This window comes from Bacteroides sp. ET225, from assembly GCF_024733745.1.
In the GTDB taxonomy this organism is placed as follows: Bacteria; Bacteroidota; Bacteroidia; order Bacteroidales; family Bacteroidaceae; genus Phocaeicola; species Phocaeicola excrementipullorum.
The window spans coordinates 48436-61753 of record NZ_JANRHN010000015.1 but is presented as its reverse complement, the minus strand read 5'-3'; the positions used below and the strand labels follow the sequence as shown (position 1 = coordinate 61753).

Here is a 13318-nt window from a genome sequence, read left to right as displayed (position 1 = left end):
CTTCTCCTATTCTCTGATAATTTTCACTTCGCCTCCCTTGCCGAGCTTGATGATACTCGACGGTTTCGGATGTCCGGTTTCATCGCGCCGGTAATCAACGACATAGTCCACCGCATTCTTTATCTCATCGCTGATTTCACGGAATACGGCAGGAGCCGGCTGCCCGCTGACATTTGCCGATGTAGAAACAACCGCCTTGCGGAAGCTGAAGCAAAGCTGCTTGGAAAACGCTTCATTTGTCACGCGTATTCCCACACTGCCATCGGCGGCTATCAGGTTGGGAGCCAAATTCTTCGCCCCATCATATATGATAGTCAGCGGTTTCGTTGTCAGTTCGATCAGGTCCCATGCAACATCCGGAACTTCTTCCACATACAAATCCACTTTCACCGGACTGTCTACAAGCACCAGCATAGCCTTGCTGTCGGCACGCTGCTTGATTTCAAAAACCCGCTTCACGGCTTCTTCATTCGTCGCGTCGCATCCGATGCCCCAAACGGTATCGGTCGGATAAAGTATCACTCCTCCCTTCCGCATGACATCGCATGCCTTTTTAATTTCATCTTTCATCATAACTTCTTAGCGTTAAGTAGTCAAGTCGGCAAACAGCCTTTGCTGCTGCATCGGCAAAAATACAAATGATTTTTAGGATAAACGAAGAAAACTTTGATTAATTTTGCAGAAAAGCCTCTACAGCGCCTTATGGACACTTTCAGAAAAATCATTCACATCGACATGGATGCCTTTTACGCATCAGTGGAACAGCGGGACAATCCCGAGCTGAAAGGAAAGCCCATAGCTGTAGGACATGTCGAACAGAGAGGGGTGGTTGCTGCGGCAAGCTACGAAGCGCGAAAGTTCGGTGTCCGTTCGGCCATGTCGTCAGCAAAAGCGAAGAAACTGTGCCCCCAACTGATATTCGTACACGGACGGATGGAAGTATACAAAGCAGTTTCCGCCCGCATCCACGAGATTTTTCATGAATATACAGACCTGATCGAACCGATTTCACTGGACGAAGCTTTTCTGGACGTTACGGAAAACAAGAAGCAGATAGAACTTGCCGTAGACATCGCCAGAGAAATCAAACGGCGCATCCGCGAAGAACTGAACCTGGTCGCTTCGGCAGGGGTGTCATACAACAAGTTTCTCGCAAAGGTAGCGTCAGACTACCGCAAGCCGGACGGACTTTGTACAATCCACCCTGACCAGGCTACCGACTTCATTGACAAGCTGCCCATCGAATCATTTTGGGGAATAGGCCCCGTAACAGCACAAAAAATGCACAAGCTGGGGATATTCAACGGAAAAACACTGCGCGAATGCTCGCTTGAAATGCTGAAACGGCAGTTTGGAAAAGCCGGAACCGTCTACTACGACTTCGCCCGGGGAATAGACAACCGACCCGTGGAACCGGTACGCATACGCAAGTCCATCGGATGCGAACATACGCTGGAAAAGGACATCTCGCTCACGTCATCGGTAATAATCGAACTGTATCACGTGGCTTGCGAGCTGACGGAAAGGTTGAAAGCGAAAGACTTCAAGGGATATACGCTGACACTGAAGGTAAAGTTCAGCGACTTCAAGCAGATAACGCGCAGCCAAAGCACCCCGTTTCCGCTGTATAAGCTGGACACCATACTCCCTCTCGCAAAAAGGCTGCTAAAAGAGGTCGACTACGAACGCCATCCCATCCGCCTGCTGGGACTTGCCGTTTCAAACCCGAAGGAAGAACACGACTGGCCTTCCGAACGCCGGCCGGAATGGATTCAGCTCCAATTGAAATTCAAGGACGAATGACGATTGGCACCCATCCGGAAAAAATGCCCCGCCATTCCATCCGGACGACAGGGCTTTTTCATTATCCTATAACCGCAGGAACGTATTCCCCGCAGATCACTTATGCGTATGTACAATCTCCGTCGGAGCCAGTTCTGCATTCCGCTTTTCCGTCTGGTACACCACATTGCGTGCCAGTTCAATAAACGCTTGTCCGGTCACAGAGTTCTCGTCAAGGGCCACCGGAGTTCCTTTATCACCGTTTTCGCAGATGCTCTGCACGATAGGAATCTGTCCCAGCAGCGGCACATGCAATTCTTCTGCCAGACGCTTCGTTCCTTCCTTTCCGAACAGGTAGTATCTGTTTTCGGGAAGTTCGGCAGGCGTGAACCATGCCATGTTCTCAACCAGACCGAGAATAGGAACGTTCACCTTGTCGTTGGTATACATGTTTATGCCTTTCCGCGCATCGGCAAGAGCCACTTCCTGCGGAGTGCTTACAATCACCGCGCCTGTGATGGCGAGCGTCTGCAACAGCGTGAGGTGTATGTCGCTCGTTCCGGGAGGAGTATCCAGCACGAAATAATCCAGTTCGCCCCATTCCGCATCGCCTACCAGCTGTTTCAGCGCATTGCTTGCCATGCCTCCGCGCCACAGTGTCGCCTGGTCGGGATTGACAAAGAAGCCGATAGACAGCAGCTTGATTCCGTACTTCTCCACCGGAATGATCATGTCGCGCCCGTTGATTTCCTCTGCATAGGGACGTGCATCCTCTACCTGAAACATTTTCGGCACTGAAGGGCCGAAGATGTCTGCATCAAGCAGTCCCACCTTATAGCCGAGCTTCGACAGCGCTACGGCCAGATTGGCAGCTACCGTAGACTTTCCCACGCCGCCTTTTCCAGACGATACGGCAATGACATTCTTCACCTGAGGGAGCATTTTCCCCGGTTCGGGACGGGCTGCCTGCCTGCTTTCTGTTGATATACTTACTTCCACGTCTTTCGACACGTAAGTGTGGATAGCCGTTTCAGCCGACTTTACCACCGACTTCATGAAAGGGTCGGTAGGCTTGTCGAACACCAGCGAGAAGCTGACCTTCATTCCGTCGATGCGCAGATTGTCGGCCACCATCTCAGCCTCAACAAGGTTTTTCCCGCTTCCGGGATAACGCACGGTTGCCAGTGCGTCGAGAATCAATTTCGGATATAATGTCATAACTGATCGTATTTTTTTAAGTTATACACAATGTTTTCATCTGCTCGTGGCCAGTCCGCTCCGCTTGCTGCGGTTATAGCTGCGATAGTCGTCGAGCTCAATTTCGATGTCCGGCTCATGCAGTTCCCCTTCCCGGGGCAGCCGGAAACAGATGTATTTGATATTCAGCCCGCGGTCGAGCCACTGCTGTTCGTAATAGGTGCGGATACTCAGAATCTCATCGTCCATTCCCGAATGATACAGGTCGTCAGTAATGAACTCGACGGGCAGGCGGTTTTCTTCAATCATACACTTCGTATAAGTGAACATGAAATTGCTGTCCGTCTTCAGATGCACCAGCCCGTCGGGAACCAGAAACCTGCGGTAACGGTTCATGAAGTAAGTCGAAGTAAGCCGTTTGGTCGCCTTCTTCATCTGAGGGTCTGAAAAGGTAAGCCATATCTCGCACACCTCGTCCCGCTCAAAGAAGCGGTCGATGATTTCAATGTTTGTCCGCAGGAAAGCCACATTGCCCAGCCCTTCGCGCAGCGCTTCAGTGGCTCCCGTCCACATGCGCGCGCCCTTGATGTCTACACCGATAAAGTTCTTGTCCGGATAGCGCCGGGCAAGCCCCACGGTATATTCTCCACGCCCGCATCCGAGTTCGAGCACAATCGGATTGCCGTTCTTGAAAAAATTACGGTTCCACCTGCCCTTCATTTCAAAAGGCACATCATCAACCACCGAATACGGATATTCAAACACATGCGGATACTCCGCCATATCTGCAAATTTCGCCAATTTTCCTTTTCCCATACGTCATTTCCTAATCCGCTCCAAAGTTACGGCTTTTAACGGAATAGGCAAAATAAAAATTAAGGGCGGGAAACATCGCCCGGCACCGCACGGAAAAAACAGGAGCATGCCCGGAGCATAGATTTCCGCCGCACAAGTCCATGTTTCCGCCCCGCATGACCGGAAACGGCAAAGAAGATCTGCGGAAAAATCTGTGTCCGGAAAGGTGAACAACCGGCACGTTTGCCGTTTTCATATATAAACCACAATGAAAAAGTCACGCTTATGCGCTCCACACCATCCATTCTTATATATATAATGTATATATGGGCCTTCTTCTTTTCCGGATGCAACGGAATTGAAGACCATGAAACCCGCCTATCCTCCGGAATAAAGATTCTGGGGAACGACGTTTACGGCTTCGGCCCGCAAGGCAGATCTGCAGGCAAGACCGCGTTTCAGACAGGCGACCGGATTCTGTTCTTCAGCGACGGAACCACAAGTCCGGACGGCTGCATCCTCACGTTCGACGGGAAAGAATGGGTGCCGGAAAAGCCCTTCGGACCGAACGGAAACGGAAAGATGCGCTACACCGCCGTCTTTCCCGTCATGGATACTGACGGAGAAGGGCTTTTCGGAAAAGAGCAATTGTACGAAAGCAGCGGAAAGACATTGAAAGATGTCCTGTTCTGCCAGGACTCGTGCGCATACGGCAACGTGATCCGCCTGAAGTTCAGGCACCGCTTTTCAAGAATAGACTTCAATACCGACAGCCAGCTGAGCGAAAAAGTCACAGGCATGATCTGCAAGACTGCCGGCATCGAATCGTTCTGCCCCATAACCGGAAACATCATCTACAGCCGGGATTGCCATGAAAGCGAACTGCACGGTTCAGAAGAAAACACTTACAGCTTCATCATTCCGCCCTCCCCTGCCGGTGAAACACCTCCTGTAGAACTATCCTTGACCGGTTCCGGGCAAAGCATCTGCCAGACAACGGTCGAAAACATAACCTTTAAAGAAGGAACAGCCTATTCCTGCAACTTGAAATCAAAAGGTTCGGGACGCGGAATATATACGGCAGAAGATTTCATCGCCTTCACTCACCTGATAAACGGAGAAGCATACGATGGCAGGAAGCTGGAGGAGTTCGGAGAAACCGCGGACGGAATCACCACGTACCGCCTGAAAAGCGACATCGCGTTTTCTGAGGAAGAGTCTGCCCGGATAATGGGAATCGGAATCAACTACAAGATGAACAAGGCATTCAGCGACATATTCGACGGAGAAGGGCATACGCTGTCGGGCATCCGCCTGAACAGGAAGCTCAACGGATATTCCAATTATGGTGTCTTCGGTGACATAGCACCGGATGGGATTGTCAGAAACCTGAATGTCTGCAACATATCTTACACCCAGAACGGAAAGATTGCATACGTCGGACTGCTGGCCGGAATAAACAGAGGGAAGATTCATAACTGCACCCTCCAAAACGGATCGATGGAATTGACCGACGCAAACCAGTACAGCGGATTTATAGCCTACAACCAGGGTGATGTATTCAACTGCCTGGCCGAAAACGTCACAATATCAACCGATGACGCCAAAGACCCGGCCGCCGGACTGGTAAGGACCAACGCCGGGAATATCCTGAACTGCGGCATCGGACACGCAAGCTTCAAAAGCCCCGAAAACGGAGCGCACTTATGCTTCGAGAACAAGAAAAATATACAGAACTGCTATGTATACGGCCCGGAAGGCAAATACAACGCTCTCTGCTTCAACACATGGGAAACAAGCTACATGGCGTACTGCTACCTTCCGGACACTTACAAGAAAGACTTTATAGGAAATGACCACAATTCGGCCTACGAATTTATCCTGAGATACGACAGCCGGACATTCGTTCTGGAAGAAGGCGGGCGGAAACTCCATGAAAAGCTGAATGAGTGGATCGGCAGCACAGGTGCATCTGCTTATCCCGAACTGGAATTTTGCAGATGGAAACAAGGCGACACCCGGCCTGCCACCTTCATATTGCCCTGACGTTATGTTTTTTTTAATCAAATAAAAGAGAAGGTCTATCTAAATTGTTGTATTTTTGCGCCAAACGCAAAACTGATAGAGAAATGAACAAGAACAAGAGCCTTATTACAGTTATCGTGATCCTGGCAGTTATCGTAGCGGGGGTTTCATTCTTCGCTTTCAACCAGACTCAAAAGAATAAGGAAATGACTGAACTGTTTGCCATCGAGAAACAGGAAATGGAAAACGAATACAGCAATTTTGCCACACAATACGACGAACTGCAAATCCAGATAAACAACGACTCACTCCGCGAAAAGCTGGAAAGCGAAAAGCTGAAAACACAGCGGCTGCTGGAAGAACTCCGTCAGGTAAAGACCAGTGACGCAGCAGAAATCATGCGCCTGAAAAAGGAGCTGAAAACCGTGCGTGCAGTACTGCGCACTTACGTCATACAAATTGACTCGCTCAACCGGCTGAACGCGGCCCTAAAGCAAGAGAATGAGGAAGTAAAAAACAAATACTCGGCAGCTACCGTGCAAATAACCAACCTGTCGCAGGAAAAAGAAACCCTTCACCAAAAGGTTTCTCTCGCTGCGCAGCTGGATGCCACAAACGTTACGGTGCAGACGCAGAACAAACGCGGAAGAAACACTTCCAGGGTGAAAAACGTAAAGAAAATAGCCGTCACATTCACCATCGTGAAGAACATTACGGCAGAAACGGGAAACAAAACCATCTATGTGCGCATCGCCAAGCCCGACAACAGCATCCTGACAAAAAGCGACGCCAACCGGTTCAAGTATGAAGACCGGGAAATAGGCTACTCCATCAAAAAATACATCGAATATACAGGAGAAGAGCAAACTGTCACCGTATACTGGGATGTCGAAGAGTTCCTGCCGGCAGGAGAATACCACATCTATATCTTTGCCGACGGAAACATGATCGGACAGGGAGCTTTCTCAATGAAATAAGAGCAATGTTATGAGGGCGATTTTCAACAGACTTGTGTTGGCCGGAACTGTTCTGGCAGGACTGCTGTCTTCATGCGGTGAAGACCGCTCGGGAGAATATTATGCGCTGATAACTACCAAAACCTGGATATACAATGTCATGCAGGAGAACTATCTGTTTTATGAAGACATCCCCTCGGAAGACGAACTGGACTTCTTCGACAGTCCGCAGGATTTCCTGTCATCGGCAGCCTCAAGCAAGGACAAGAAAAACGGCGTGCTTTTCTCTCATGTGGATTCAATAGCCACCGGTTCGCGAGCCACAAGCACTTACCCGTGCTTCGGATTCGAAGCGGCCCTTGTCCGCACAACTGAAGGAACAAATACCATGCGCATCCTTTATGTCCAGCCGGACTCGCCTGCAAAAGAAGCCGGACTGAAACGCGGCGATTGGGTCATCGCTGTGGACGGAGAAGAAATCTCCCAAAGTTCATATTATGAAGACTACATCGAACGTCCTTCGGGAGCGCATACCTTCACATTGGGCAAATACAATCCTTATGTAGAAATTCCAGATGATGGCACGGCTGAAGACGACTACAACTATGCTGAGTTCGACACCATCGGAGTTGTCCAGCTTCCGGCTCCACGCTATGTGGAAGAACAGGATGTGCTCGAAGCAAAGCCCATCGAAGTAGGCTCGCATAACGTGCTATACATCTTATATAATGAGTTCGGCGAGAATGCCGATGCGGTGGAAAGCATATTCACACAATATGCAGGCCAGTTCAGCGACATCATTCTCGACCTCCGCTACAATCCGGGAGGCTATGTTTCAACATCCCAGGTGATAAGCACGCTCCTTGCCCCACAAAGTGCCATGGGGCAGCCTTTCCTGAACATGACATACAACGACAAAATCAACAAAACGGAAACGTTGCTTTTTGACCCGAGCCTCCTCTCAACAGGAACTCCCGCTCAATACAACAACCTGTATGTCATCACGTCCGGCAATACGGCTTCTGCCTCTGAGATTGTGATCAACTGCCTGAGGCCTTACATCAACGGACGGCTTATCCAAGTGGGAGCGCCGACCTTCGGAAAGAACGTGGCCCAGCAATTGTTTACAGACACAAATTCTCCAAATATCGAACTTTGGCTCACAACCACTTACTTGAGCAATTCGCAAGGATATTACGAGTATTACGAAGACGGACTTCTTCCTGACTTTGAGATTGAAGAGAACTTGGGAGAAGATCTAGGAGAGTTCGGCACTCCGGGAGATTCGCTGCTGGCTCCGGTATTTTACCACATAGCCAATGGAAGCTTTCCTGTCGCCGAAGTCCCGGGAGAAGGATCAAGCAACACAGGCAGCAGTCTGTCAAGCCGAAACGGACACGGTTCATTCGCCGGCAAATGCAAAATCATAGACAATTCCATAAATCACAGACTGAAACTTAATCTGCTGAACTGAGATGCGCCCATCTCGGTGCAACTTAACAAATTTATAAGCTGCATTGAGAATCTTTACAACAAATCTTTTTGGTTATTTGTTATAAAAGTATACATTTGCAATGTTGCATAAGCAACCAAATAACAAAGTTCTTCTGACAATGAAAAAGTTTTTTAGTCTTATTCTGGCCATTGGTACTTCCTTAAGCGTTTTTGCACAGCATACGCTCACTTTGGACAGTTGCCGGACACTGGCTCTGAAAAACAACAAAGAGCTGCTCATATCGCGAGAAAAAGTGAATGCAGCTCATTATGAGAAAAAGGCAGCGTTCACCAACTATCTCCCAAAAATTGAATTTGCGGGCGGATATATGCGCACTCAAAAAGAAATTTCCCTGCTAAGCGACGAACAAAAGCAGACAATCGGAAATCTGGGGACAGCTGCCGGATCGCAGCTTCAGCAAGGGCTGCAGGCACTTGCCGCCCAAAATCCCGGTCTGGCCGCCGGACTGCAAGGACTTCTTCCCGGTGCTGTTGCAGGAGTTACAAACGGACTGAACGCTGTAGGCGAAGGAATCGTAAATGCGCTCCGCACCGATACAAGAAATCTGACTGTCGGAGCGGCTACACTCACCCAGCCGATTTTCATGGGAGGAAAAATCATAGCATACAACAAAATAACCAAATATGCCGAACAGCTCGCCGAAGCTCAACATGCGACAGGACTGCAAGACATCATTCTGAACACAGACCAAGCATATTGGCAGGTGGTTTCGCTTGCAAACAAGAAGAAACTTGCCGAAAGTTTCCTGAATCTGGTCCAGAAACTGGACTCTGATGTCAGCAAGATGGTCAACGAAGGAGTGGCCACAAAAGCTGATGCTCTAAGTGTAAAAGTAAAGGTGAACGAGGCAGAGATGACACTGACACAGGTTGAAAACGGCCTGAGCCTTTCAAAAATGGTTCTCTGCCAACTGTGCGGCCTCCCATTGGATACAGACATCACACTGGCCGATGAAGACATGAGCAGCCTTACGCTTCCAAACGCTTATACAGAAGCCAATGTCAACACGGCTTTAGCCAACAGACAAGAGCTGAAAAGCCTGGAGCTCGCATCCGAAATCTATCGCCAAAAGGTGAATGTCGTACGCTCCGACTTTCTCCCTTCAGTTGCAGTCACAGCAAACTATCTGGTAACGAATCCGTCCCTCGTCAACGGGTTTGAAAACCGTTTCCGCGGAATGTGGGCAGCGGGAGTCATCGTAAAGATTCCGGTATTCCACTGGGGAGAAGGCATATATAAGGTAAAGGCAGCCCAAGCAGAAGCGAACATCGCCCGATACAAGCTGGACGATGTGAAGGAAAAAGTGGAGCTTCAGGTTACGCAAAGTTCCTATAAAGTAAACGAAGCGGCCAAAAGGCTGACCATGGCTGAAAAGAACATGGAAAAGGCTGAAGAGAACCTCCGGTATGCCAATCTGGGATTCAAGGAAGGAGTCATACCGACAAGCAACGTGCTTGAAGCTCAAACGGCGTGGCTGTCTGCACAGTCTGGCAAGATAGACGCCCAAATTGACGTAAAACTTAGCGAACTTTATTTAAACAAATCAATGGGAACATTAAAATAACATCGATATGGAAAAGACACAACGCAACAATATCATGCTGGCATTCATCACACTTGCAGGAGCCGTAGCAATCGTCAGCATCATCGGATTCTTCACTCTCGGAAAAGGAACAGAAATCATTCAGGGAGAAGCCGAAGCGACAGAATACAGGGTATCCAGCAAAGTTCCGGGACGTGTCCTGAAATTTTTTGTCCATGAAGGCGACAAAGTCAAAGCTGGAGATACACTGGCAATCCTCGAAGCGCCCGATGTCATGGCCAAGCTGTCGCAGGCGCAAGCCGCTGAGCAGATGGCACAGGCCATGAACGAAAAAGCGATCAGAGGAACACGAAGCGAACAATTGCAGGCAGCTTTTGAAATGTGGCAGAAAGCAAAAGCGGGACTGGAAATAGCCGAAAAATCATACAACCGCATAAACCGGCTGTATGAAGAAGGAGTGATGACCGCACAGAAACGCGACGAAGCCAAAGCACAGTACGATGCCATGAAAGCGACCGAGCGTGCCGCAAACGCACAGTATACAATGGCTAAAAACGGAGCGCAGCGGGAAGACAAGGCTATGGCTGCCGCACAAGTCGAACGGGCGAAAGGGGCTGTGGCAGAAGTTTCATCCTACATCTCGGAAACATACCTTACGGCCTCGGCAGATGGAGAAGTTTCTGAAATATTCCCGAAAGTGGGAGAACTGGTCGGCACCGGCGCACCGATAATGAACATAGCCCAGCTCGATGATATTTGGGTTACGTTCAATGTGCGCGAAGATTTCCTGAAAGACTTCAATGTAGGCAATGAGATAAAGGCATATATCCCTGCTTTGGAAAGGGATGCAACATTCAGAATAACCTATATGAAAGATTTAGGGACTTATGCCGCCTGGAAGGCAACCAAGACAACCGGACAATTCGACCTGAAAACGTTTGAAGTGAAGGCAAAGCCCGTGGAAACCGTAGAGAATCTGCGCCCGGGAATGTCTGCAATCATCGAAAAATAAGATTCAACAATGTCATCTGATATGTGGAAAAGTTTGTGGAACATAGCCCGCAGGGAAACATACCGTATCGCAACGAAGCCGATGTATCTGTTCTGCATCATCATCGCTCCGATATTCTGCTTCGTGTTCTTCTCTACCCTCATGAGCAAAGGGTTGCCGACCGACATGCCCGCAGGAGTGGTAGATCTGGACAATACGGCTACCACACGAAACATCATCCGCAATCTCGATGCGTTCCAGCACATTGAAATCACCGCTCATTACAGCAGCGTTACAGAGGCAAGAAAAGCCATGCAGCGGGGAGAAATCTATTCATTCTACTACATACCCAAGGGTACTACGGAGAAAGCACTGGCAGGCAGACAGCCCAAAGTGTCTTTTTATATCAACTACTCTTACCTGATAGCTGGGTCGCTGCTTTACAAAGACGAACGAACGATGTCCGAACTGGCCTCTGCTGCTGTCGGACAAGCTACTTTGCTGGCAAAGGGAGCCACCGAAGCACAAGCCATGGCTTTTCTCCAGCCAATCGTAATCGAAACCCACGCGCTGAACAACCCGTGGCTCAACTATTCGGTATATCTGTGCAATACGCTGTTCCCAGGAATATTAATGCTGCTCATATTCCTGACAACAATTTACACACTGGGGACAGAACTGAAAGAGAATACGGCAAAAGAATGGATGCAGATGGCCGGAAACTCTATCGCGACGGCTATAAGCGGCAAACTGCTTCCGCAAACCGTCATCTTCTTTCTGATTGCTGTTTTCTATAATATCTATCTCTACGGATACCTCCACTATCCATGCAACAACGGCATCTTCCCCATGCTGCTGGCCGGACTGCTTCTCGTGATTTCCTCGCAGGCATTCGGAATATTCCTGTTCGGCTTGTTCGGCAATTTCCGCCTAGCCTTGAGCGCTGCGTCATTGTGGGGAGTCATCTCGTTTTCGATATCAGGCTTTACCTATCCGGTCATGGCCATGCACCCCGTACTGCAAGGCATATGCGTACTGTTTCCGCTGCGGCATTACTTCCTGATTTATGTCAATCAGGCACTCAACGGATACTCGGTCGTTTATGCCTGGGAGCCGATAGCAGCTCTGCTGCTATTCACATTGTTGCCGTTCTTCGTGCTGAAACAGCTCCGCACAATCATGCTGCACTATGTCTATCTACCTTAAACATTGTATTTCATGAACAATCATACACTTCCACATATCATCAGACAAGGTTTGGCTGGCTTATTCCATATCTGCTCGCATGAACTGAAACAGGTGTTCAAAGACCAGGGCGTGCTGATATTCTTTCTTCTGGTTCCACTGGCTTACCCTTTAATATACGCATTCATTTACACCAACGAAGTTGTAAGGGATGTGCCGGCGGCAGTGGTCGATTTAAGCAATACGGCACAAAGCCGGGAATTCCTCCGCCTTGTTGACGCGAGTGCAGACGTAAGAATCCAGTCGCACTGCACCGATATGGAAGAGGCAAAGACATTGCTGAAAGAAACAAAGGTATATGGCATAATCTATATTCCCGCCGATTTCAACAAAGACCTTTCGACAGGCAAGCAGGCAACTGTCAGTCTGTTCTGCGACATGAGCGGAATGCTCTACTACAAATCGCTGCTCCTTGCCTGCACCAATGCGTCTTTGTCTGTCAACAAACAGATACAGATTGAAAGGGCTGGAAACACAACCGACCGTCAGGATGAAATAACAACAGCACCGATCGAATACGAAGACATCTCGCTGTTCAATCCGCAAGACGGTTTCGCCAGCTTTCTCATTCCCGCCGTACTCATTCTTATTATCCAGCAGACGTTGCTGCTCGGCATCGGAATGTCTGCGGGAACTGCCAGAGAAAACAACCGTTTCCGCGACCTCATTCCAACGAGCAAACATTACCAAGGCACACTGCGCGTGGTAGCAGGCAAATCTTTTGCCTACCTGCTGATATACCTCATCGTATCAGCCTACATATTGTGTCTGGTTCCGAAGATATTCAGTCTGGTGCAAATCGCCCAGCCGTCCACATTGCTGGCCTTCATCTTCCCATACCTGCTGGCATGCATCTTCTTCGCCATGACCTGCTCGGTATTCATCCACCACCGCGAGTCGTGTCTGATGATTTACGTATTCACTTCCGTTCCGCTGCTGTTCATATCCGGAATTTCATGGCCGGGAGCAGCCATCCCCGAATTCTGGAAAGCGTTTTCTTACCTGTTCCCTTCCACATTCGGCATCAACGGATTTGTACGGATCAATACCATGGGAGCGGAACTCAACGAAGTGCTTCCCGAATACCGGGCATTATGGATCCAGGCCGGAGCATACTTCATCACCACATGCCTGGTATACCGCTATCAGGTTACATTAAGCCGTAAACATGCCATCGAACGGCTGCACCTGCTCAGACTCCGCAGAATGTCGGCAAAAATGCGGAAGGCGTGACACAAAACCCGCCTGTTCAGCTTTATTAACACAAC

Annotated in this window: 11 protein-coding genes; 8 read left to right on the top strand and 3 right to left on the bottom strand. The window is 49.2% G+C overall.

Going from position 1 to position 13318, the window contains the following annotated elements; all coding sequences use genetic code 11:
• Positions 1–6: 6 nt before the first annotated feature.
• Positions 7–570 (bottom strand): L-threonylcarbamoyladenylate synthase, encoded by a 564-nt coding sequence (locus NW212_RS08220; RefSeq protein ID WP_258338188.1) that lies wholly within the window; start codon positions 568–570, stop codon positions 7–9.
• A 132-nt stretch (positions 571–702) separates the two neighbouring features.
• Between NW212_RS08220 and dinB the strand changes: the two genes are divergently transcribed.
• Positions 703–1803: a DNA polymerase IV gene (dinB, locus tag NW212_RS08215; protein WP_258338166.1), complete on the top strand. Its 1101-nt coding sequence runs from the start codon at positions 703–705 to the stop codon at positions 1801–1803.
• 96 nt (positions 1804–1899) lie between these two features.
• On the opposite strand, the gene NW212_RS08210 is transcribed toward dinB, so the two are convergent.
• The gene (locus NW212_RS08210; protein ID WP_258338165.1) at positions 1900–3000 is read right to left on the bottom strand and encodes an Mrp/NBP35 family ATP-binding protein; all 1101 of its coding nucleotides are present in this window, start codon (positions 2998–3000) and stop codon (positions 1900–1902) included.
• Positions 3001–3036: 36 nt separating this feature from the next.
• Positions 3037–3795 (bottom strand): tRNA (guanosine(46)-N7)-methyltransferase TrmB, encoded by a 759-nt coding sequence (gene trmB, locus NW212_RS08205; RefSeq protein ID WP_258338164.1) that lies wholly within the window; start codon positions 3793–3795, stop codon positions 3037–3039.
• 264 nt (positions 3796–4059) lie between these two features.
• Here trmB and NW212_RS08200 point away from each other — a divergent pair, with 264 nt between their 5' ends.
• From NW212_RS08200 to NW212_RS08170, 7 genes are all read left to right on the top strand, one after another.
• Entirely contained in the window at positions 4060–5820 is a 1761-nt protein-coding gene (locus NW212_RS08200) for a fimbrillin family protein (RefSeq protein WP_258338163.1), read from the top strand.
• Between the two features lie 83 nt (positions 5821–5903).
• Entirely contained in the window at positions 5904–6776 is an 873-nt protein-coding gene (locus tag NW212_RS08195) for a hypothetical protein (RefSeq protein WP_258338162.1), read from the top strand.
• 10 nt (positions 6777–6786) lie between these two features.
• The gene (locus NW212_RS08190) at positions 6787–8229 is read left to right on the top strand and encodes a S41 family peptidase (RefSeq protein ID WP_258338161.1); all 1443 of its coding nucleotides are present in this window, start codon (positions 6787–6789) and stop codon (positions 8227–8229) included.
• A gap of 139 nt (positions 8230–8368) precedes the next feature.
• Positions 8369–9835: a TolC family protein gene (locus tag NW212_RS08185; RefSeq protein WP_258338160.1), complete on the top strand. Its 1467-nt coding sequence runs from the start codon at positions 8369–8371 to the stop codon at positions 9833–9835.
• Between the two features lie 7 nt (positions 9836–9842).
• Positions 9843–10826 (top strand): HlyD family secretion protein, encoded by a 984-nt coding sequence (locus tag NW212_RS08180; protein ID WP_258338159.1) that lies wholly within the window; start codon positions 9843–9845, stop codon positions 10824–10826.
• A gap of 21 nt (positions 10827–10847) precedes the next feature.
• The gene (locus NW212_RS08175; RefSeq protein ID WP_375337972.1) at positions 10848–12011 is read left to right on the top strand and encodes an ABC transporter permease; all 1164 of its coding nucleotides are present in this window, start codon (positions 10848–10850) and stop codon (positions 12009–12011) included.
• 12 nt (positions 12012–12023) lie between these two features.
• A complete protein-coding gene (locus NW212_RS08170) occupies positions 12024–13283 on the top strand; it encodes an ABC transporter permease (RefSeq protein ID WP_258338157.1) in 1260 nt (419 codons plus the stop codon).
• Positions 13284–13318: the final 35 nt, after the last annotated feature.

Coding starts and splice junctions, on each gene's coding strand:
- NW212_RS08220 (WP_258338188.1), bottom strand. CDS start 570: ATGAAAGATGAAATTAAAAAGGCATGCGATGTCATGCGGAAGGGAGGA.
- NW212_RS08175 (WP_375337972.1), top strand. CDS start 10,848: ATGTGGAAAAGTTTGTGGAACATAGCCCGCAGGGAAACATACCGTATC.
- trmB (WP_258338164.1), bottom strand. CDS start 3,795: ATGGGAAAAGGAAAATTGGCGAAATTTGCAGATATGGCGGAGTATCCG.
- NW212_RS08180 (WP_258338159.1), top strand. CDS start 9,843: ATGGAAAAGACACAACGCAACAATATCATGCTGGCATTCATCACACTT.
- NW212_RS08185 (WP_258338160.1), top strand. CDS start 8,369: ATGAAAAAGTTTTTTAGTCTTATTCTGGCCATTGGTACTTCCTTAAGC.
- NW212_RS08200 (WP_258338163.1), top strand. CDS start 4,060: ATGCGCTCCACACCATCCATTCTTATATATATAATGTATATATGGGCC.
- NW212_RS08190 (WP_258338161.1), top strand. CDS start 6,787: ATGAGGGCGATTTTCAACAGACTTGTGTTGGCCGGAACTGTTCTGGCA.
- NW212_RS08170 (WP_258338157.1), top strand. CDS start 12,024: ATGAACAATCATACACTTCCACATATCATCAGACAAGGTTTGGCTGGC.
- NW212_RS08195 (WP_258338162.1), top strand. CDS start 5,904: ATGAACAAGAACAAGAGCCTTATTACAGTTATCGTGATCCTGGCAGTT.
- dinB (WP_258338166.1), top strand. CDS start 703: ATGGACACTTTCAGAAAAATCATTCACATCGACATGGATGCCTTTTAC.
- NW212_RS08210 (WP_258338165.1), bottom strand. CDS start 3,000: ATGACATTATATCCGAAATTGATTCTCGACGCACTGGCAACCGTGCGT.